The 19,006-nt window shown below is 63.8% G+C and carries 22 protein-coding genes; 21 read left to right on the plus strand and 1 reads right to left on the minus strand.

What is annotated here, in order from left to right:
• The first annotated feature begins 32 nt into the window (after nucleotides 1–32).
• The 6 genes from queA to VJS90_RS11680 all read left to right on the plus strand — a co-directional run bounded on the left by queA (nucleotide 33) and on the right by VJS90_RS11680 (nucleotide 6,118).
• Nucleotides 33–1,082 (plus strand): tRNA preQ1(34) S-adenosylmethionine ribosyltransferase-isomerase QueA, encoded by a 1,050-nt coding sequence (queA, locus tag VJS90_RS11655; RefSeq protein ID WP_324121807.1) that lies wholly within the window; start codon nucleotides 33–35, stop codon nucleotides 1,080–1,082.
• A gap of 14 nt (nucleotides 1,083–1,096) precedes the next feature.
• On the plus strand, nucleotides 1,097–2,212 hold the full coding sequence (gene tgt / locus VJS90_RS11660) for a tRNA guanosine(34) transglycosylase Tgt (protein WP_324121860.1): 1,116 nt from the start codon (nucleotides 1,097–1,099) through the stop codon (nucleotides 2,210–2,212).
• Nucleotides 2,213–2,268: 56 nt separating this feature from the next.
• Nucleotides 2,269–2,604 (plus strand): preprotein translocase subunit YajC, encoded by a 336-nt coding sequence (yajC, locus tag VJS90_RS11665; protein WP_158459626.1) that lies wholly within the window; start codon nucleotides 2,269–2,271, stop codon nucleotides 2,602–2,604.
• A gap of 63 nt (nucleotides 2,605–2,667) precedes the next feature.
• Nucleotides 2,668–4,533: a protein translocase subunit SecD gene (gene secD / locus VJS90_RS11670; protein ID WP_324121808.1), complete on the plus strand. Its 1,866-nt coding sequence runs from the start codon at nucleotides 2,668–2,670 to the stop codon at nucleotides 4,531–4,533.
• 9 nt (nucleotides 4,534–4,542) lie between these two features.
• On the plus strand, nucleotides 4,543–5,454 hold the full coding sequence (secF, locus tag VJS90_RS11675) for a protein translocase subunit SecF (protein ID WP_324121809.1): 912 nt from the start codon (nucleotides 4,543–4,545) through the stop codon (nucleotides 5,452–5,454).
• Nucleotides 5,455–5,590: 136 nt separating this feature from the next.
• Nucleotides 5,591–6,118, plus strand: a complete 528-nt coding sequence (locus VJS90_RS11680; RefSeq protein WP_324121861.1) for a glycine zipper 2TM domain-containing protein — start codon at nucleotides 5,591–5,593, stop codon at nucleotides 6,116–6,118.
• Nucleotides 6,119–6,172: 54 nt separating this feature from the next.
• Here VJS90_RS11680 and suhB read toward each other — a convergent pair whose 3' ends face one another.
• The gene (suhB, locus tag VJS90_RS11685) at nucleotides 6,173–6,991 is read right to left on the minus strand and encodes an inositol-phosphate phosphatase (RefSeq protein WP_324121810.1); all 819 of its coding nucleotides are present in this window, start codon (nucleotides 6,989–6,991) and stop codon (nucleotides 6,173–6,175) included.
• 146 nt (nucleotides 6,992–7,137) lie between these two features.
• Between suhB and trmJ the strand changes: the two genes are divergently transcribed.
• The 15 genes from trmJ to ispG all read left to right on the plus strand — a co-directional run bounded on the left by trmJ (nucleotide 7,138) and on the right by ispG (nucleotide 18,989).
• Nucleotides 7,138–7,911, plus strand: coding sequence for a tRNA (cytosine(32)/uridine(32)-2'-O)-methyltransferase TrmJ (gene trmJ / locus VJS90_RS11690; RefSeq protein WP_324121811.1), 774 nt, complete (start codon nucleotides 7,138–7,140; stop codon nucleotides 7,909–7,911).
• Nucleotides 7,912–8,697 (plus strand): serine O-acetyltransferase, encoded by a 786-nt coding sequence (cysE, locus tag VJS90_RS11695; RefSeq protein WP_324121812.1) that lies wholly within the window; start codon nucleotides 7,912–7,914, stop codon nucleotides 8,695–8,697.
• 167 nt (nucleotides 8,698–8,864) lie between these two features.
• A complete protein-coding gene (gene iscR, locus VJS90_RS11700) occupies nucleotides 8,865–9,356 on the plus strand; it encodes a Fe-S cluster assembly transcriptional regulator IscR (RefSeq protein ID WP_324121813.1) in 492 nt (163 codons plus the stop codon).
• A gap of 42 nt (nucleotides 9,357–9,398) precedes the next feature.
• Nucleotides 9,399–10,613 (plus strand): IscS subfamily cysteine desulfurase, encoded by a 1,215-nt coding sequence (locus VJS90_RS11705; RefSeq protein ID WP_324121814.1) that lies wholly within the window; start codon nucleotides 9,399–9,401, stop codon nucleotides 10,611–10,613.
• 46 nt (nucleotides 10,614–10,659) lie between these two features.
• Entirely contained in the window at nucleotides 10,660–11,046 is a 387-nt protein-coding gene (iscU, locus tag VJS90_RS11710; protein ID WP_002552476.1) for a Fe-S cluster assembly scaffold IscU, read from the plus strand.
• A 27-nt stretch (nucleotides 11,047–11,073) separates the two neighbouring features.
• Nucleotides 11,074–11,397, plus strand: coding sequence for an iron-sulfur cluster assembly protein IscA (gene iscA, locus VJS90_RS11715; RefSeq protein WP_324121815.1), 324 nt, complete (start codon nucleotides 11,074–11,076; stop codon nucleotides 11,395–11,397).
• A gap of 8 nt (nucleotides 11,398–11,405) precedes the next feature.
• Nucleotides 11,406–11,927 (plus strand): co-chaperone HscB, encoded by a 522-nt coding sequence (hscB, locus tag VJS90_RS11720; protein WP_324121816.1) that lies wholly within the window; start codon nucleotides 11,406–11,408, stop codon nucleotides 11,925–11,927.
• Between the two features lie 42 nt (nucleotides 11,928–11,969).
• On the plus strand, nucleotides 11,970–13,832 hold the full coding sequence (gene hscA, locus VJS90_RS11725; protein ID WP_324121817.1) for a Fe-S protein assembly chaperone HscA: 1,863 nt from the start codon (nucleotides 11,970–11,972) through the stop codon (nucleotides 13,830–13,832).
• 3 nt (nucleotides 13,833–13,835) lie between these two features.
• Nucleotides 13,836–14,177, plus strand: coding sequence for an ISC system 2Fe-2S type ferredoxin (gene fdx, locus VJS90_RS11730; protein WP_324121818.1), 342 nt, complete (start codon nucleotides 13,836–13,838; stop codon nucleotides 14,175–14,177).
• Nucleotides 14,178–14,191: 14 nt separating this feature from the next.
• On the plus strand, nucleotides 14,192–14,392 hold the full coding sequence (gene iscX / locus VJS90_RS11735) for a Fe-S cluster assembly protein IscX (protein WP_136916531.1): 201 nt from the start codon (nucleotides 14,192–14,194) through the stop codon (nucleotides 14,390–14,392).
• 89 nt (nucleotides 14,393–14,481) lie between these two features.
• Nucleotides 14,482–14,907 (plus strand): nucleoside-diphosphate kinase, encoded by a 426-nt coding sequence (gene ndk, locus VJS90_RS11740; RefSeq protein ID WP_324121819.1) that lies wholly within the window; start codon nucleotides 14,482–14,484, stop codon nucleotides 14,905–14,907.
• Nucleotides 14,908–14,935: 28 nt separating this feature from the next.
• Nucleotides 14,936–16,081, plus strand: a complete 1,146-nt coding sequence (gene rlmN / locus VJS90_RS11745) for a 23S rRNA (adenine(2503)-C(2))-methyltransferase RlmN (protein ID WP_324121820.1) — start codon at nucleotides 14,936–14,938, stop codon at nucleotides 16,079–16,081.
• A 14-nt stretch (nucleotides 16,082–16,095) separates the two neighbouring features.
• Complete coding sequence (pilW, locus tag VJS90_RS11750) at nucleotides 16,096–16,857, plus strand: type IV pilus biogenesis/stability protein PilW (protein ID WP_324121821.1); 762 nt, start codon at nucleotides 16,096–16,098, stop codon at nucleotides 16,855–16,857.
• A complete protein-coding gene (locus VJS90_RS11755; RefSeq protein ID WP_324121822.1) occupies nucleotides 16,854–17,876 on the plus strand; it encodes a RodZ family helix-turn-helix domain-containing protein in 1,023 nt (340 codons plus the stop codon). The genes pilW and VJS90_RS11755 overlap by 4 nt, the downstream gene beginning before the upstream one ends.
• 3 nt (nucleotides 17,877–17,879) lie before the next feature.
• Complete coding sequence (gene ispG / locus VJS90_RS11760) at nucleotides 17,880–18,989, plus strand: flavodoxin-dependent (E)-4-hydroxy-3-methylbut-2-enyl-diphosphate synthase (RefSeq protein ID WP_324121823.1); 1,110 nt, start codon at nucleotides 17,880–17,882, stop codon at nucleotides 18,987–18,989.
• The last annotated feature ends 17 nt before the right edge of the window (nucleotides 18,990–19,006 follow it).

Consider the following 19,006-nt stretch of genomic DNA (forward strand, 5'->3'; position numbering starts at 1 on the left):
AACTTTCCGGCCCTGTCGAACCGAACACCATCATGCGCGTCGCCGATTTCTCCTTTGAGCTCCCCGATTCCCTGATCGCTCGCCATCCGCTGGCGGAGCGCCATAGCAGCCGTCTGCTGACCCTCGATGGTCCTAGCGGGGCGCTTGCACACAAGCAGTTCACCGATCTGCTGGACTTCCTGCGCCCTGGCGACCTGATGGTGTTCAACAACACCCGGGTGATTCCGGCGCGGCTGTTCGGCCAGAAGGCTTCCGGCGGCAAGCTGGAAATCCTCGTCGAGCGGGTGCTGGACAGCCACCGGGTGCTGGCCCACGTGCGCTCGAGCAAGGCGCCCAAGCCTGGCACGCAGCTACTGATCGACGGCGGCGGCGAGGCCGAGATGGTCGCGCGCCACGACACGCTGTTCGAGCTGCGCTTCGCCGAGGAAGTGCTGGGCCTGCTCGACCGGGTCGGCCACATGCCGTTGCCGCCTTATATCGACCGCCCGGACGAGGGCGCGGACCGCGAGCGCTACCAGACGGTCTACGCCGAGCGTGCCGGTGCGGTGGCCGCGCCGACGGCGGGGCTGCATTTCGATGAGGCGCTGCTCGAGAAGATCGCGGCCAAGGGCGTGGAGCGCGCCTTCGTCACCCTCCACGTGGGCGCCGGTACCTTCCAGCCGGTGCGCGTCGAGCGCATCGAAGACCACCACATGCATAAAGAGTGGCTCGAAGTGGGCCAGGATGTGGTCGATGCCATCGCCGCATGCCGTGCCCGCGGCGGCCGGGTGGTCGCGGTGGGCACCACCAGCGTCCGCTCGCTGGAAAGCGCGGCGCGCGACGGCGAGCTGAAGGCGTTCAGCGGCGATACCGACATCTTCATCTTCCCGGGCCGGCCGTTCCATGTGGTCGACGCCCTGGTGACCAACTTCCATCTGCCGGAGTCCACGCTGCTGATGCTGGTCTCGGCCTTCGCCGGTTACCCCGAGACCATGGCTGCCTACGCGGCGGCGGTCGACAACGGGTACCGCTTCTTCAGTTACGGTGATGCCATGTTCATCACCCGCAATCCGGCGGCGCGTGGCCCCGAGGATCAAGCATGAGTCGCACCTGTCGTATGTCCTTCGAACTGCTGGCTACCGATGGCAAGGCCCGTCGTGGACGGTTGACCTTCCCGCGTGGCGTGGTCGAGACGCCGGCGTTCATGCCGGTCGGCACCTATGGCACGGTCAAGGGCATGCTGCCCCGTGACATCGAGGCCACCGGCGCGCACATGATCCTGGGCAACACCTTCCACCTGTGGCTGCGCCCGGGCACCGAGGTGATCAAGGCCCACGGCGACCTGCACGACTTCATGCAGTGGAAAGGTCCGATCCTGACCGACTCGGGTGGCTTCCAGGTGTTCAGCCTGGGCGCCATGCGCAAGATCAAGGAGGAGGGCGTGACCTTCGCCTCGCCAGTCGATGGCTCGAAGGTGTTCATGGGCCCCGAAGAGTCGATGCAGGTCCAGCGTGACCTGGGCTCGGACGTGGTGATGATTTTCGACGAATGCACGCCGTACCCGGCCGACGAAGACGTCGCGCGGGTGTCGATGGAGCTGTCGCTGCGCTGGGCGCAACGTTCGAAGAATGCCCACGGTGACAACACCGCGGCGCTTTTCGGCATCGTCCAGGGTGGCATGCACGAGAATCTGCGCATGCGCTCGCTCGAGGGCCTGGACAAGATCGGCTTCGATGGCCTGGCCATTGGCGGGCTGTCGGTGGGCGAGCCCAAGCACGAGATGATCAAGGTGCTGGACTACCTGCCAGGCCAGATGCCGGCTGACAAACCTCGTTACCTTATGGGGGTAGGCAAACCCGAGGATCTCGTCGAGGGTGTGCGCCGCGGCGTCGACATGTTCGATTGCGTGATGCCCACGCGCAATGCGCGCAACGGGCATCTGTTCATCGATACCGGGGTGATCAAGATCCGTAACGCGTTCCATCGCCATGATGATTCGCCGCTGGATCCTACCTGCGACTGCTACACCTGCCAGAACTTCTCCCGCGCCTACCTCCATCACCTGGACAAGTGCGGCGAAATGTTGGGCGCCATGTTGAATACGGTCCATAACTTGCGTCATTACCAGCTGCTGATGGCTGGTTTGCGCGAGGCTATTCAACAAGGTAAATTGGCCGCCTTTGTCGACGCCTTCTACGCCAAGCGCGGGCTGCCTGTGCCGCCCTTGGACTGATGCAATTTCGCCTACTGCAAGTCAAAAACATTGCAACTTAGCAACTGGAGTGCCACATGAGCTTTCTGATTCCCGCCGCGTACGCGGACGCTGCTGCCCCTGCCGCCGGCCCCGCCGGTACCGGCTTCGAGTGGATCTTCCTGGTCGGCTTCCTGGTCATCTTCTACCTGATGATCTGGCGTCCACAGGCCAAGCGCGCCAAAGAGCAGAAAAACCTGCTGAGCAACCTGCAAAAAGGCGACGAAGTAGTCACCAACGGCGGTATCGCCGGCAAGATCGTCAAAGTTGCCGATGACTTCGTGGTGCTCGAAGTTTCCGACACCGTCGAGCTGAAGTTCCAGAAGGGCGCCATTGCCGCGACCCTGCCTAAAGGTACGCTCAAGGCCATCTGAGTTACTGATTTCTACCCATCGTCGGGGCGCGCAACGCGCCCCGCGTCTTGAACGGGCGGCGTGATGCTGAACAAATACCCTCTGTGGAAATACCTGCTGATCCTGGCTGTGCTGGCGATCGGTTTTATCTATTCCGCTCCCAACCTCTACCCTGATGATCCGGCGGTCCAGATCAGCGGTGCCAGCACGGCGCTGCAGGTCAACCAGGCCGACCTCGACCGTGTCAGCAAGGCGCTGACCGATGCCGGCATCGCCGTCAAGGCCGCGAGCCTGGGCGAGCAGGGCAAGGGCGCGCTGGTGCGCCTGGCCAAGCAGGAAGACCAACTGCCAGCCAAGGATGTGGCGCGTAAAGCCTTGGGCGACGACTACGTCGTGGCGCTCAACCTGGCGCCGACCACTCCCGAGTGGCTGCGTAACCTGGGCGCGAGCCCGATGAAGCTGGGCCTGGACCTGTCCGGTGGCGTGCACTTCCTGCTGGAAGTCGACATGGACAAGGCCATGAGCGCGCGCATGAAGGTCTACGAAGGCGAGGTCAAGACCCTGTTGCGCAAGGAGCGTGTCCGCTACCGCAGCCTGCCTCAGCAGGATGGCGGCATCATGCTGGGCTTCTCCGATGACGCGACCCGCGAACAGGCACGTGCCCTGATCCGCAAGAATTTCAATGATTTCGACCTGACCACCAGCGAGCGCAACGAGCTGGCGGTGCTGCGCCTGGCGATCACGCCGGCCAAGGTCGCGGAAATCCGTGAATACTCCATCAAGCAGAACCTGACCACCGTGCGCAACCGGGTCAACGAGCTGGGCGTGGCCGAGCCGCTGGTCCAGCGCCAGGGCGCCAACCGTATCGTGGTCGAGCTGCCAGGCGTGCAGGACACCGCCGAAGCCAAGCGTATCCTCGGCAAGACCGCCAACCTGGAATTCCGCTTCGGTGCCGAGCCGGGCGCGTCCAAGGCGACCACCGAAGAGTTCGAGTTCCGTGATGGCGGCCGTTCCGCCGCGGTCGAGCGCGGCCTGATCATCACCGGTGACCAGGTCACCGATGCCCAGGCAGGCTTCGACGAGCATGGCCGTCCGCAGGTGAACATCCGCCTTGATGGCCACGGCGGCGAGCTGATGAGCCGCGCCACGCGCAGCAACGTCGGCCGCAGCATGGCGGTGATCTTCATCGAGCAGAAGCCGGTGACCCGTTACGAGAAGCAGACGGTCGACGGCGTCGAGAAAGACGTTGCCATCCAGAGCTTCAAGGAAGAGAAGCAGATCATCAGCCTGGCGACCATCCAGTCGCCGCTGGGCAGTCAGTTCCGTATCACCGGCCTCAACGGGCAGGGTGAGTCGTCCGAACTGGCCCTGCTGCTGCGTGCCGGTGGTCTGGCAGCGCCGATGTACTTCGCCGAAGAGCGCACCATTGGTCCTAGCCTGGGTGCCGACAACATCACCAAGGGTATCGATGCGTCGCTGTGGGGCATGCTGTTCGTCTCGCTGTTCATCATCGCCATCTACCGCGCCTTCGGCGTGATCGCCACCGTGGCCCTCGCGGGCAACATGGTGCTGCTGCTGGCGCTGATGTCGCTGCTGGGTGCGACGCTGACCCTGCCGGGTATCGCCGGTATCGTGCTGACCATGGGCATGGCGGTCGACGCCAACGTACTGATCTTCTCGCGGATCCGTGAGGAAATCGCCTCGGGCATGTCGGTGCAGCGCGCCATCCATGAAGGCTTCAACCGTGCGTACACGGCGATCATCGATGCCAACCTGACCAGCCTGCTGGTCGGCGGTATCCTGTTCGCGATGGGTACCGGCCCGGTGAAGGGCTTCGCGGTTACCATGTCCCTCGGGATTTTCACCTCGATGTTCACCGCCGTCATGGTGACCCGCGCTATGGTCAACCTGACCTGTGGTGGGCGTGACATCAAGAAGCTGTGGGTTTAAGGGGCTGCCATGTTACGTACCATCAACTTCATGGGCGTGCGCAATGTCGCGTTCGCCGTTACCGTGCTGCTTACCGTGCTGGCGCTGTTCAGCTGGTGGCAGAAGGGCCTGAACATGGGCCTGGACTTCACCGGCGGTACGCTGATCGAGCTGACCTACGAGCGTCCTGCGGACCTGCAGGCCGTGCGTACCGAGCTGACCCAGGCGGGCTTCCACGACGCCGTGGTGCAGAGCTTCGGCGCCACCACCGACCTGCTGGTGCGCATGCCGGGTGATGACCCGCTGCTGGGCAATCGCGTGGCCGAGGCCCTGCAAAAGGCCGGCGGCGACAACCCGGCGGTGGTCAAGCGTGTCGAGTTCGTCGGCCCGCAGGTGGGTGAAGAGCTGCGCGACCAGGGCGGCCTCGGCATGCTCCTGGCGCTGGGCGGTATCCTCATCTACCTGGCCTTCCGCTTCCAGTGGAAATTCGCGGTCGGTGCCATCGTCTCGCTGGTGCACGACGTGGTCGTCACCATGGGTATCCTGTCGTTCTTCCAGATCACCTTCGACCTGACGGTGCTGGCGGCGGTGCTGGCGATCATCGGCTACTCGCTCAACGACACCATCGTCGTGTTCGACCGGGTTCGCGAGAACTTCCGGGTGATGCGCAAGGCGTCCCTGATCGAGAACATCAACGTCTCGACCACCCAGACCCTGCTGCGCACCATCGCCACCTCGGTGTCGACCTTGCTGGCCCTGGCGGCGCTGCTGTTCTTTGGTGGCGACAACCTGTTCGGCTTCTCGCTGGCACTGTTCATCGGTGTCCTGGCCGGTACCTACTCCTCGATCTACATCGCCAACGTGGTGCTGATCTGGCTGAACCTGAACAGCGAAGACCTGATCCCGCCGGTCAAGGCCGAGGGCGTGGACGACCGTCCGTAAGGGTTTTTTCCCTACGCCGTTTGAGGCTACAAGAGGCGCGAGTATTGAACTCGCGCCTTTTTTTTTGCTCCAAGGCTGGGAGAAGCGCGGGCGCGAACCCGCGGACAGTATTCAGGAGGTTCACGTGAACAAATCAATGCTGGTAGGTGCGGTGCTGGGTGCTGTCGCGGTGACCGCCGGAGGCGCCGTGGCAACCTACAGCCTGGTGAACAAAGGGCCTGATGTGGCCCAGGTCACCGACGTGCAGCCGATCAAGCAGCAGGTCAAGACCCCGCGTGAAGTGTGCAAGGACGTGACCGTGACCCGTCAGGCGCCGGTCAAGGACCAGCATCAGATCGCCGGCACCGTGGTCGGTGCGCTGGCCGGTGGCTTGCTGGGCAACCAGGTCGGTGGCGGCACCGGCAAGAAGATCGCGGCCGTGGCCGGTGCGGTAGGGGGCGGCTATGCCGGTAACAAGGTGCAGGAAGGCATGCAGCAGCGTGACACCTACACCACGACCCAGACCCGCTGCAACACGGTCAATGACGTGAGCGAGAAGGTGGTCGGGTACAACGTCACCTATTCGATCGGCGACAAGGTCGGCAAGGTGAAAATGGATCGCGAGCCGGGCCAGACCATTCCGCTGGATGAAAATGGCAAGCTGGTGTTGAGCCAGGCGCAGTAATCACTGCCCACAAAAAAAGCACTCCGAGGAGCGCTTTTTTTGTGGGCGAAGCAATCAGCGCTTGAGGCTTTCCGGCAGGTGCGGCTGGATCGCCGTCAGCACCGCCTTGAAGCACTTGATGTTGCCGGCAACGATGTGGCCTTTGTCGAGGAAGTCATGCCCCCCGGTGAAGTCGCTCACCAGGCCGCCCGCTTCCTGGATCAGCAGCACGCCCGCAGCCATGTCCCACTCCGAGAGGCCCGACTCCCAGAAGGCATCGAAACGGCCGGCGGCGACGTAGGCCAGGTCCAGGCTGGCGGAGCCGGCGCGGCGGATGCCGGCGGTCTGGCCAGTCAGGGCGCGGAACATGCCCAGGTAGTTGTCCATGTCAGCCATCTGGCCGTCACGGAACGGGAAGCCGGTACCCAGCAGGGCGCCTTCCAGGCTGGTGCGCGAGCTGACGCGCAGGCGGCGGCCATTGAGCTGGGCGCCACGGCCACGGCTGGCGGTGAATTCTTCCTGGCGAACCGGGTCGACGATGACCGCGTGCTCGATGCGGCCGCGGTATTTGCAGGCGATGCTGACCGCGAAGTGCGGGATGCCGCGCAGGAAGTTGGTGGTGCCGTCCAGTGGGTCGATGATCCACAGGTAGTCCTTGCCCTCTTCACCGGTGCCTGCATGCATGCCGGTTTCTTCACCCTGGATGGAGTGGTTCGGGTAAGCCTTGCGCAATGCCTTGACGATGGTTTCTTCGGCGGCGCGGTCGACCTCGGAGACGTAGTCCTTGGCCTCTTTTTCGTCCACCTTGATGCTATCCAGGCGTTCGATTGAGCGGAAAATCAGTTCACTGGCGCTGCGGGCGGCGCGCAGCGCGATATTCAGCATGGGCTGCATGGACGTTTCACCTGGGTCGTTAAAGAAAGCCGCACATTCTAGCAGAATTCTCCGTGCGCAGAAGTGTGTCATTTGCTTTCGTGGTGTTACGCTGGTCGCTTATGTAAGATTCTGTCCCCCATTTCTGCATCTGCGAGCATCCCACCTTGCTGCAAAATATTCGTGTTGTTCTGGTCAATACCAGCCACCCCGGCAATATCGGCGGCGCTGCGCGTGCCATGAAAAACATGGGCTTGACGCGCCTGGTGCTGGTCGAACCGCAGGATTTCCCCTCGCACGAGGCCAGCGCCCGTGCCTCCGGCGCCGACGACATCCTGGCCGCCGCCCAGGTTGTGGGCTCGCTCGAGGACGCGCTGGTCGGCTGCAACCTGGTGCTGGGCACCAGCGCCCGCGAGCGGAGCCTGCCCTGGCCGCTGATCGATCCGCGCGAGTGCGGCACCAAGTCGGTCGAGCATGCCGCCCAAGGCGAGGAAATCGCCCTGGTGTTCGGCCGCGAGCACGCCGGCCTGACCAACGACGAGCTGCAGCGATGTCACTTCCATGTGCATATTCCCTCCAACCCTGACTTCAGCTCCCTGAACCTGGGTGCTGCGGTGCAGGTGCTCGCCTATGAAGTGCGCATGGCCTGGCTGGCCATCGCGGGCGAGCAAGCGGGCGGTGACAAGCCCCAGGCTGCCGCTCCAGGCGTCAGCGAGCTGGTCACCATGGACGAGATGGAACTGTTCTACGGCCACCTGGAAAAGACCCTGGTGGACATCGGCTTCCTCGACCCCGAAAAGCCGCGGCAACTGATGCCGCGCCTGCGCAGGCTGTACGGGCGCAGTGGGGTCGATCGTTCGGAAATGAGCATTTTGCGCGGCATCCTCACCGAGACCCAGAAAGTGGTCCGGGGCGAGCCGCATAAGCGCAAGGATCAATAGATGTTCGAGCGTCTGCGTGAAGATATTCAAAGCGTGTTCCATCGTGACCCGGCGGCGCGCAACGCCTTCGAGGTCCTGACCTGCTATCCGGGCATGCACGCCATCTGGCTGCACCGCGCTGCCCGCGCCCTCTGGGTGCGTGACCTCAAGTGGCTGGCGCGCCTGGTCTCCAACTTCGGCCGCTGGATGACCGGCATCGAGATTCACCCGGGCGCCAAGGTGGGCAGGCGGTTCTTCATCGACCATGGCATGGGTATCGTGATCGGCGAAACCGCCGAGATCGGCGACGACGTCACCCTCTATCAGGGCGTGACCCTGGGCGGCACCAGCTGGAACAAGGGCAAGCGCCATCCGACCCTGGAAGATGGCGTGGTGGTGGGCGCGGGCGCCAAGGTGCTGGGCCCGTTCACGGTCGGGGCGGGGGCCAAGATCGGCTCCAACGCGGTGGTGACCAAGGCGGTGCCGGCCGGTGCCACGGCGGTCGGTATTCCGGGGCGCATCATCGTCAAGTCCGAGGACAGCGAGGTCGAGGCCAAGCGCAAGGCCATGGCCGAGAAAATCGGCTTCGATGCCTATGGCGTCAGCGGCGACATGCCCGATCCGGTGGCTCGCGCAATCGGCCAGCTGCTCGACCACCTGCAGGCGGTGGACGGTCGCCTGGAAGAGATGTGCGGCGAGCTGACCAAGCTGGACAGCAGCTACCGCGCCAAGGACCTCCCCGCGCTGCGCGAAGAGGACTTCGCCGAGGTCAAGGCTGCCGCCAAGAGTGACGCCCAGTCGCATTGACAGTCAGTTTGCCGTGCAGGGCGTGTGCTAACGCGCCCTTTCTTGCTATGATGCCGCCCGCCTTCACGCTGCAATTCCGACTAAAGCAGTAGGTCTTATAGTTGACTTAAATGCTCGGGAATTGCATAATCGCACACATTCTGTAACTCCCGTGGTAACGACTAGCCATGCGATTGACGACCAAAGGCCGATACGCCGTGACCGCAATGCTTGACCTGGCATTGCACGCGCAGCATGGGCCGGTGTCCTTGGCCGATATTTCCGAGCGCCAGGGCATATCCCTCTCTTACCTGGAGCAGCTGTTCGCCAAGCTGCGCCGCAGCAGTCTGGTTTCCAGCGTGCGTGGCCCGGGCGGCGGTTACCAGCTGTCCCGTGGCATGGAAACCATCCAGGTTGCACAGGTCATCGACGCGGTCAATGAATCGGTCGATGCCACCCGTTGCCAGGGGCTGGGAGACTGCCATGCCGGCGACACCTGCCTGACCCACCACCTGTGGTGTGACCTCAGCCAGCAGATCCATGAATTCCTCAGCGGCATCAGCCTGGCCGACCTCGTCACCCGCCGTGAGGTGCAAGAAGTTGCCCAGCGCCAGGACCTGCGACGTGTCGCGGGTCGCCCTGCCCAATTGGACAAGATTGAGACGTCCGCCGTCGAATGACCGTTACGACGAGCGGCGCGACCGCCTGACAGGAGATATTCAATGAAGTTGCCGATCTACCTCGATTACTCCGCGACCACGCCAGTCGACCCACGTGTCGCACAGAAGATGTGCGAATGCCTGACCGTCGACGGGAACTTCGGTAACCCGGCCTCGCGCTCCCACGTCTTCGGCTGGAAAGCCGAGGAAGCGGTCGAGAACGCTCGTCGCCAGGTGGCTGAACTGATCGGCGCCGACCCGCGCGAGATCGTCTGGACCAGCGGTGCAACCGAGTCCGACAACCTCGCCATCAAGGGTGTCGCGCACTTCTATCACACCAAGGGCAAGCACATCATCACCTCCAAGATCGAGCACAAGGCGGTCCTGGATACCGCTCGCCAGCTCGAGCGTGAAGGTTTCGAGATCACCTACCTCGAACCCGGCGATGACGGCATCGTCACTCCGGCGATGGTCGAGGCAGCCCTGCGTGACGACACCATTCTGGTCTCGCTCATGCACGTCAACAACGAAGTCGGCTCGATCAACGACATTGGCGCGATCGGTGAACTGACCCGTTCGCGCGGCGTGCTGTTCCATGTCGATGCCGCCCAGTCCGCGGGCAAGGTCGAGATCGACCTGTCCAAGCTGAAGGTCGACCTGATGTCGTTCTCGGCGCACAAGGTCTACGGCCCCAAGGGCATCGGCGCCCTGTACGTGAGCCGCAAGCCTCGTGTGCGACTTGAAGCCGCCATGCATGGCGGCGGTCACGAGCGCGGCATGCGTTCGGGCACCTTGCCGACCCACCAGATCGTCGGCATGGGCGAAGCCTTTGCTGTCGCGAAGGAGCAGATGGCCAGCGAGAACGTGCGCATCAAGGCCCTGAGCGACCGTTTCTTCAAGCAGGTTTCCGAGCTCGAAGAGCTGTACGTCAACGGCAGCCTGACTGCCCGCGTGCCGCACAACCTGAACCTGAGCTTCAACTACGTCGAAGGCGAGTCGCTGCTGATGGCCCTGAAGGACATCGCGGTCTCTTCCGGCTCGGCCTGCACCTCGGCTTCGCTGGAGCCTTCCTACGTGCTGCGCGCCCTGGGCCGCAACGACGAGTTGGCGCACAGTTCGATCCGCTTCACCTTCGGCCGCTTCACCACCGAAGAAGAAGTCGACTATGCCGCGCAGAAGGTCTGCGAGGCGGTCTCCAAGCTGCGCGAATTGTCGCCGCTGTGGGACATGTACAAAGACGGCGTTGATATCTCCAAGATCGAGTGGGCCGCCCACTAAGCCAGTCGCCGGAAGAGCGGCTCCCTGATGAGGAAGGAATAGCACCATGGCATACAGTGAAAAGGTCATCGACCACTACGAAAACCCGCGCAACGTCGGCAAGATGAATGCCGAGGACCCGGATGTCGGGACCGGCATGGTCGGCGCGCCGGCCTGCGGCGACGTGATGCGCCTGCAGATCAAGGTCAACGAGCAGGGCGTCATCGAAGACGCCAAGTTCAAGACCTATGGCTGCGGCTCGGCCATCGCCTCCAGCTCCCTCGCCACCGAGTGGATGAAGGGCAAGACCCTGGACGAAGCCGAAACCATCAAGAACACCCAGCTGGCCGAGGAACTCGCCCTGCCGCCGGTGAAGATCCACTGCTCGGTGCTCGCCGAGGACGCCATCAAGGCGGCCGTGCGCGATTACAAGCAGAAGAAAGGTTTGCTCTAAGTCGCCTGTTGCAGGTAAGGAGTCTCGATGGCTATCAGCATGACAGAAGCCGCCGCCAACCATGTGCGGCGGTCCCTCGAAGGACGCGGCAAGGGTCTTGGCATTCGCCTTGGCGTGCGCACCACCGGCTGCTCGGGCCTGGCCTACGTGCTGGAGTTCGTCGATGAGCCGGGCGCCGAAGACCAGGTCTTCGAAAGCCATGGCGAGCGGGTCATCATCGATCCGAAGAGCCTGGCCTACCTGGACGGCACCGAGCTCGACTTCGTCAAGGAAGGGTTGAACGAAGGCTTCAAGTTCAACAACCCCAACGTGCGCGGTGAGTGTGGCTGCGGCGAAAGCTTCAACGTCTGAGGCGCTTTGTGGGAACTCCTTGTCATTTTGCCCTGTTCGACCTGCGGCCGGGCTTCAGCCTGGATCTCGACAAGCTGGCCACGCGTTACCGCGAGCTGGCGCGCGAGGTCCATCCGGACCGTTTCGCCGATGCCTCCGAGCGTGAGCAACGGGTAGCGGTGGAGCAGTCCGCGGCGCTCAACGAAGCCTACCAGACCCTGCGCAGCGCTCCCCGGCGTGCCCGTTACCTGCTGGCCATCAGTGGCCACGAAGTGCCACAGGAAATCACGGTCCACGACCCTGACTTCCTGATGCAGCAGATGCAACTGCGCGAAGAGCTCGAAGACCTGCACGACAGTGCCGACCTGGAAGGCGTGGGCGTTTTCAAGCAGCACCTCAAGGGTGCTCAGCAAGCGCTCAATGACGACTTCGCCGCCTGTTGGGACGACCCCGCGCAGCGTGAACAGGCCGAGCGCCTGATGCGCCGCATGCAGTTTCTCGACAAGCTTGCCCAGGAAGTACGTCAGCTCGAAGAGCGCCTCGACGATTAACCCGGCGTTACCCGTGATGACGCCTAAGGTATTCAAATAAGCATGGCCCTACTGCAGATCGCCGAACCCGGTCAAAGCCCCCAGCCGCACCAGCGCCGCCTGGCGGTGGGGATTGACCTCGGTACCACCAATTCGCTGGTCGCTGCCGTTCGCAGCGGTGTCAGCGAGCCCCTGCCCGATGCCCAGGGCAATGTCATCCTGCCATCTGCCGTGCGCTACCTCGGTGAGCGCATCGAGGTCGGCCAGGTGGCCCGCGATGGCGCCGCGAGCGACCCGCTGAACACCATTCTGTCGGTCAAGCGCCTGATGGGCCGCGGCCTGGAAGACGTGAAGCAGCTCGGTGAGCAGCTGCCGTACCGCTTTGTCGGTGGCGAGTCGCACATGCCGTTCATCGACACCGTGCAAGGTGCCAAGAGCCCTGTCGAAGTCTCCGCCGACATCCTCAAGGTGCTGCGCCAGCGCGCCGAGGAAACCCTGGGTGGCGAGCTGGTGGGCGCGGTGATCACCGTGCCGGCCTATTTCGACGATGCCCAGCGCCAGGCCACCAAGGACGCCGCGCGCCTGGCCGGCCTGAACGTGCTGCGCCTGCTCAACGAGCCGACCGCTGCGGCCGTGGCCTATGGCCTGGACCAGAATGCCGAAGGCCTGGTGGCCATCTATGACCTGGGTGGCGGTACCTTCGATATTTCCATCCTGCGCCTGACGGCGGGCGTCTTCGAAGTGCTGGCCACCGGTGGCGACAGCGCCCTGGGGGGCGATGACTTCGACCATGCCATCGCCGGCTGGATCATCGGGCAGGCCGGGCTGTCCGCCGATCTCGACCCCTCCACCCAGCGCCAGTTGCTGCAGACCGCGTGCGCCGCCAAGGAAGCCCTGACCGATGCCGACGTCGTCAGCGTTGTCCATGGCGCCTGGCAAGGTGAGCTGACCCGCGCTGCCTTTGAGGCGTTGATCGAACCGCTGCTGGCTCGCAGCCTCAAGGCCTGCCGCCGCGCCGTGCGCGACAGTGGCGTCGAGATCGAAGACGTCGCCGCCGTGGTCATGGTAGGCGGCTCGACCCGCGTGCCACGCGTGCGCGAAGCCGTGGGCAGCTTGTTTGGCCGCACGCCGCTGACCGAGATCGACCCGGACCAGGTGGTCGCCATCGGCGCCGCGATCCAGGCCGATACCCTGGCCGGCAACCGCCGTGATGGCGGCGAGCTGCTGTTGCTCGACGTGATCCCGCTGTCGCTGGGGCTGGAGACCATGGGCGGGCTGATGGAAAAGGTGATTCCGCGCAACACCACCATCCCTGTCGCCCGTGCCCAGGAATTCACTACGTACAAAGACGGCCAGTCGGCCATGATGATCCACGTCCTGCAAGGCGAGCGCGAGCTGGTCAGCGACGGCCGGTCGCTGGCGCGCTTCGAGCTGCGCGGCATCCCGGCGATGGTCGCGGGTTCGGCGAAAATCCGCGTCACCTTCCAGGTCGATGCCGATGGATTGCTCAACGTTTCGGCCCGGGAAATCGCCTCGGGCGTCGAATCGAGCATCCAGGTCAAGCCGTCCTACGGCCTGACCGATGGCGAGATCACCCGCATGCTCAAGGATTCGTTCGAGCACGCCGGCAATGACAAGCAGGCGCGCCAGCTGCGCGAGCACCAGGTCGACGGCGAACGCCTGCTCGAAGCGGTGCAGGGCGCCCTCGAAGCCGATGGCGAGCGCTTGCTCGACGCCGACGAGCGCCTGGCCATCGAACACCAGATGCAAGAACTGCGTGATTTGCTCACCGGCACCGATGGCCACGCCATCGAGCAGCAGACCAAGCGTCTGTCGCAGGTGACCGATGCCTTTGCCGCCCGTCGCCTTGATTCGACGGTCAAAGCCGCACTGGCCGGGCGCAACCTGAATGAGATCGAGGAGTAACCGATGCCCCAGGTGATTTTCCTGCCCCACGAGAAATTCTGCCCGGATGGGCTGACCGTGGAGGTAGCACCCGGTACCAACATCCTGGAGCTGGCCCACGAGCACCATATCGAGATGGAAAGTGCCTGCGGCGGCGTCTGCGCCTGCACCACCTGCCATTGCGTGGTGCGCAAGGGCTTTGACTCGCTCGAGGAAGCCGATGAGCTGGAAGAAGACATGCTGGACAAGGCCTGGGGCCTTGAAGCGCAGTCGCGCCTGGCATGCCAGGTGATCGTCGGTGACGACGACCTGACCATCGAGATTCCAAAATATTCGCTCAACCACGCTGCCGAAGCGCCGCACTGAGTCAGGAGCCGGGCATGAGCCTGAAATGGGTTGATGTACTTGAGATCGCCATCCAGCTTGCGGAAAGCAAGCCGGAAGTCGATCCTCGTTATGTAAATTTCGTCGATCTGCACCGCTGGGTGCTGGCCCTGCCAGAATTCAGCGACGATCCGTCACGCGGCGGTGAGAAGGTGCTAGAGGCCATCCAGGCGGCCTGGATCGAAGAAGCCGACTGAGCGTGTCCTGCAGGTTAGGCAATCCCCTGGAACCCGCGTATAATTCGCGGGTTTAATTTTTCGCAATACTCAATTTCTGGAGTTTTTCCATGGCTGTTCAACGTACTTTCTCCATCATCAAGCCAGACGCCGTTGCCAAGAACGTGATCGGCGAGATCACCACCCGCTTCGAAAAAGCCGGTCTGAGCATCGTTGCCTCGAAAATCAAGCAACTGTCCAAGGCCGAAGCCGAAGGCTTCTACGCCGAGCACGCAGAGCGCGGCTTCTTCGGTGACCTGGTTGCCTTCATGACTTCCGGCCCGGTCGTTGTCCAGGTTCTGGAAGGCGAGAACGCCATCGCTCTGAACCGCGAACTGATGGGCGCCACCAACCCTAAAGAAGCTGCCGCCGGCACCATCCGCGCCGACTTCGCCGAGTCGATCGACGCCAACGCCGTTCACGGTTCGGACTCCGAAGCCGCTGCTGCCCGCGAAATCGCTTACTTCTTCGCTGCTACCGAGGTAACCACTCGCTGAGCGAAAGCTTACGAGTGAAGGTGAATCCATGACGACATCGACCGGTAAAACCAACCTGCTGGGTCTGACCCAGCCGGAAATGGAAAAATTCTTCGACTCTATCGGGGAGAAACGCTTCCGTGCCGGTCAGGTGATGAAGTGGATTCACCACTTTGGCGTCGATGATTTCGACGCCATGACCAACGTCGGCAAGGCCCTGCGCGAAAAGCTCAAGGCGGTTGCCGAAGTTCGCGGCCCCGAAGTGGTCAGCGAGGACATCTCCAGCGACGGCACCCGCAAGTGGGTGGTGCGCGTATCGTCCGGCAGCTGCGTCGAGACCGTGTTCATTCCCCAGGGCAAGCGTGGCACCTTGTGTGTCTCGTCACAGGCCGGTTGCGCCCTGGACTGCAGTTTCTGCTCCACCGGCAAGCAAGGATTCAACAGCAACCTCACCGCCGCCGAAGTGATCGGCCAGGTGTGGATTGCCAACAAGTCGTTCGGCTCCGTGCCGGCGACCGTCGACCGCGCCATCACCAACGTGGTGATGATGGGCATGGGCGAGCCATTGCTGAACTTCGACAACGTCATCGCCGCCATGCGCCTGATGATGGACGACTTCGGCTACGGTATTTCCAAGCGCCGGGTGACCCTGTCCACCTCGGGCGTGGTCCCGATGATCGACGAGCTCGCCAAGCACGTCGACGTCGCCTTGGCACTGTCGCTGCACGCGCCCAATGACGCGCTGCGCAACCAGCTGGTGCCGATCAACAAGAAGTACCCGCTCAAGATGCTGCTCGAGTCGTGCATGCGCTACGTTTCGACACTGGGCGACAAGCGTCACCTGACCATCGAGTACACCCTGCTCAAGGATGTCAACGACCAGCTGGTGCATGCCGAGGAAATGGTCGCGCTGCTCAAGGACATTCCTTGCAAGATCAACCTGATCCCGTTCAACCCGTTCCCGCACTCGGGCTACGAGCGGCCAAGCAACAACGCCATTCGCCGTTTCCAGGACTACCTGCACCACGCCGGCTTCAACGTCACGGTGCGTACCACCCGGGGCGAGGACATCGACGCGGCCTGCGGCCAGCTGGTGGGCCAGGTCATGGACCGCACCCGTCGCAGCGAGCGCTACATCGCCGTGCGCCAGGTCAGTGCCGACGGTGACGTGCAAGACAGCACCATTCGCAACTGACGAGAACCTAGCCCATGACCCTGCGCGCCGCGCTGTCGATCCTGTCGCTTTCGCTGCTGGCCGGCTGCGTGTCCAGCGGTGGGTCGGACCCGTTGGCCAGCCGCGAGGGCCGCGAGGCGGCGGGACGGGCCTACGTGCAGTTGGGTCTGGGTTATTTGCAACAAGGATTGACCGCGCAGGCCAAGGCCCCCCTGGTGCGGGCCCTGGCCCTGAACCCGCGCGATGCCGACGCTCATGGCGCGCTGGCCCTCGTGTTCCAGGCCCAGGACGAACCGGCGTTGGCCGCCGCGCATTACCGCAAGGCCCTCGCGCAGCGCCCCGGTGACACGCGGTTACGCAACAACTACGGCAGTTTCCTATATGCTCAGGGACAATACCGCGAGGCCAAGCAGATGTTTCGCCAAGCTGCCGTCGATACCCTGTATCCTGAGCGCTCGCGAGTCTTCGAGAACCTTGGCCTGACGGCCCTGAAGCTCGACCGCCGCGACCAGGCGCGAACCCACCTGGAAAAAGCCCTGGACCTCGACCCGCGGCAGCCCCGCGCGTTGCTTGAAATGGCTGAGTTATCCTTCGAAGACAGGCATTATGTGCCGGCCCGGGACTTTCATGATCGCTTCAGTCAGTTGAGCGAGCACAACGCCCGTAGCCTGTTGCTGGGCAGCCGCCTGGCGCGGGTCTTCGACCAGGACACCACCCTGGCCGGGCTTGGCCTGGAATTACAACGACTTTATCCCGGTTCGCCGGAATATCAGCAATACCTGTCGGAGCAACGATGAAAGCCGCGCACCCCGAAGTAGCAGCAGCGACTCGCCAGAATCCCGGTGAGGTCTTGCGCCAGGCCCGCGAAAGCCGGGACTGGTCGCAAGCCGAGGTGGCGCGCAAGCTCAACCTGACCGTGAGTTCCCTGGACAACCTGGAAACCGGCGCCTTCGACAAGCTGCCCGGGCATACCTTCGCCCGCGGCTACATCCGTGCCTACGCCAAGCTCATGGGCATGGACCAGGCCCCCCTGGTGCAGGCATTCGACCAATACACCGGCACCCACGCCCAGGGCAGCGAAGTGCATGCGCTGGGGCGTATCGAGGAGCCGGTGCGGCTTTCCCACAACATCCTGCGCGGGGTCAGCCTGCTGTTGCTGCTGATGGTCATCGGCGGTGGCTTCTTCTGGTGGCAGGACCAGGGCAGCATGCGTGGCAAGGACCTGTCGCGCATCGCCATGGAGCACGTCGAGGTCGAGAGCGCCGACGGCACCACCCAGATTCACCCGCTGGACGAACCCGAGGACCAGGCCGTCAGCGCCGCTCAACAGCCGCCCAGCGCGCCGTTGCCGCTTGAGCAGGGCCAGTCCGGGGCTCCGGCCGGGTCCAATGACGCACCTGCGGCCGACGCAGCCGCATCCGCCGCGCCGCCCGTGGCCAGCACGGCGCCTGCCCAGGTGCAGGCGCCAGTGGTCGCCCCAGCGGCACCGGCTGCCGCCAACCCGGCACCCGCGGCACCCGCACCCCAGGCGCCAGCGACCGCTGCCGTCCAGCCCGCTGCCCCTGTGCAGGCCGGGCAGGGTCAATTGCATATCCAGTTCGTTGCCGATTGCTGGACATCGGTCACCGATGGCAACGGCAAGGTGCTGTTCAGCGCCATCAAGCGCAAGGGCGACAGCCTGGACCTGAACGGCAAGCCGCCGTTCGCGGTGCGCCTGGGCTTCGCCCGCGGCGCGCAGGTCAGCTACAACGGCCAGGCCGTCGACATTGCACCGTTTACCAGCGGCCAGACCGCCCGCCTGAAGTTGGGACAGTAAGTCATGCACGGTGAATCTCCGATCAAACGTCGCGAATCCCGCAAGATCTGGGTCGGCAATGTGCCGGTTGGTGGGGATGCCCCCATCGCGGTACAGAGCATGACCAATACCGACACCAATGATGTCGCCGCCACCGTGGCGCAGATCAACCGCCTGGTGGATGCCGGTGTCGACATCGTCCGCGTCTCGGTCCCCGACATGGACGCCGCCGAGGCCTTCGGCCGCATCAAGCAGCTGGTCAGCGTGCCGCTGGTGGCCGATATCCATTTCGACTACCGCATTGCCCTGCGCGTGGCCGAGCTTGGCGTCGATTGCCTGCGCATCAACCCCGGCAACATCGGCCGCGAGGACCGCGTGCGCGCGGTGGTCGATGCCGCCCGTGACCGCGGCATCCCGATTCGTATCGGGGTCAACGCCGGCTCCCTGGAAAAGGACCTGCAGAAGAAGTACGGAGAACCGACCCCGGCCGCGCTGGTCGAGTCGGCGCTGCGCCATGTCGATCACCTCGACCGGCTGGATTTCCAGGACTTCAAGGTCAGCGTCAAGGCCTCCGACGTGTTCATGGCCGTCGACGCCTACCGCCTGCTGGCCAAGCAGATCATCCAGCCGCTGCACCTGGGCATCACCGAAGCGGGTGGCCTGCGGTCGGGCACGGTGAAATCCGCGGTGGGCCTCGGTATGCTGCTCGCCGACGGCATCGGCGATACCATCCGTATCTCGCTGGCGGCAGACCCTGTCGAGGAAGTGAAGGTCGGCTACGACATCCTCAAGTCCCTGCGCCTGCGTTCGCGTGGCATCAACTTCATCGCCTGCCCGAGCTGCTCGCGGCAGAACTTCGATGTGGTCAAGACCATGAACGAGCTCGAAGGGCGCCTCGAAGACCTGCTGGTACCGATGGACGTGGCCGTGATCGGCTGCGTGGTCAACGGTCCGGGCGAAGCCAAGGAAGCCCATGTGGGCCTGACCGGCGGCACGCCGAACCTGATCTACATCGACGGCAAGCCGGCGCAGAAGCTGACCAATGACAACCTGGTCGAGGAGCTCGAGCGGCTCATCCGCCAGAAAGCGGCCGAAAAGGCCGAAGCCGACGCGGCATTGATCGCCCGTGGCTGACACACAGAATCGTAAGG

Source organism: Pseudomonas sp. (genome assembly GCF_035277045.1).
Classification (GTDB): domain Bacteria; phylum Pseudomonadota; class Gammaproteobacteria; order Pseudomonadales; family Pseudomonadaceae; genus Aquipseudomonas.

What these genes read in the sequence shown, in the direction of transcription:
- queA (WP_324121807.1), top strand. Translation starts at nt 33, where the DNA reads ATGCGCGTCGCCGATTTCTCCTTTGAGCTCCCCGATTCCCTGATCGCT.
- tgt (WP_324121860.1), top strand. Translation starts at nt 1,097, where the DNA reads ATGTCCTTCGAACTGCTGGCTACCGATGGCAAGGCCCGTCGTGGACGG.
- yajC (WP_158459626.1), top strand. Translation starts at nt 2,269, where the DNA reads ATGAGCTTTCTGATTCCCGCCGCGTACGCGGACGCTGCTGCCCCTGCC.
- secD (WP_324121808.1), top strand. Translation starts at nt 2,668, where the DNA reads ATGCTGAACAAATACCCTCTGTGGAAATACCTGCTGATCCTGGCTGTG.
- secF (WP_324121809.1), top strand. Translation starts at nt 4,543, where the DNA reads ATGTTACGTACCATCAACTTCATGGGCGTGCGCAATGTCGCGTTCGCC.
- VJS90_RS11680 (WP_324121861.1), top strand. Translation starts at nt 5,591, where the DNA reads ATGCTGGTAGGTGCGGTGCTGGGTGCTGTCGCGGTGACCGCCGGAGGC.
- suhB (WP_324121810.1), bottom strand. Translation starts at nt 6,991, where the DNA reads ATGCAGCCCATGCTGAATATCGCGCTGCGCGCCGCCCGCAGCGCCAGT.
- cysE (WP_324121812.1), top strand. Translation starts at nt 7,912, where the DNA reads ATGTTCGAGCGTCTGCGTGAAGATATTCAAAGCGTGTTCCATCGTGAC.
- iscR (WP_324121813.1), top strand. Translation starts at nt 8,865, where the DNA reads ATGCGATTGACGACCAAAGGCCGATACGCCGTGACCGCAATGCTTGAC.
- VJS90_RS11705 (WP_324121814.1), top strand. Translation starts at nt 9,399, where the DNA reads ATGAAGTTGCCGATCTACCTCGATTACTCCGCGACCACGCCAGTCGAC.
- iscU (WP_002552476.1), top strand. Translation starts at nt 10,660, where the DNA reads ATGGCATACAGTGAAAAGGTCATCGACCACTACGAAAACCCGCGCAAC.
- iscA (WP_324121815.1), top strand. Translation starts at nt 11,074, where the DNA reads ATGGCTATCAGCATGACAGAAGCCGCCGCCAACCATGTGCGGCGGTCC.
- hscA (WP_324121817.1), top strand. Translation starts at nt 11,970, where the DNA reads ATGGCCCTACTGCAGATCGCCGAACCCGGTCAAAGCCCCCAGCCGCAC.
- fdx (WP_324121818.1), top strand. Translation starts at nt 13,836, where the DNA reads ATGCCCCAGGTGATTTTCCTGCCCCACGAGAAATTCTGCCCGGATGGG.
- iscX (WP_136916531.1), top strand. Translation starts at nt 14,192, where the DNA reads ATGAGCCTGAAATGGGTTGATGTACTTGAGATCGCCATCCAGCTTGCG.
- ndk (WP_324121819.1), top strand. Translation starts at nt 14,482, where the DNA reads ATGGCTGTTCAACGTACTTTCTCCATCATCAAGCCAGACGCCGTTGCC.
- rlmN (WP_324121820.1), top strand. Translation starts at nt 14,936, where the DNA reads ATGACGACATCGACCGGTAAAACCAACCTGCTGGGTCTGACCCAGCCG.
- pilW (WP_324121821.1), top strand. Translation starts at nt 16,096, where the DNA reads ATGACCCTGCGCGCCGCGCTGTCGATCCTGTCGCTTTCGCTGCTGGCC.
- VJS90_RS11755 (WP_324121822.1), top strand. Translation starts at nt 16,854, where the DNA reads ATGAAAGCCGCGCACCCCGAAGTAGCAGCAGCGACTCGCCAGAATCCC.
- ispG (WP_324121823.1), top strand. Translation starts at nt 17,880, where the DNA reads ATGCACGGTGAATCTCCGATCAAACGTCGCGAATCCCGCAAGATCTGG.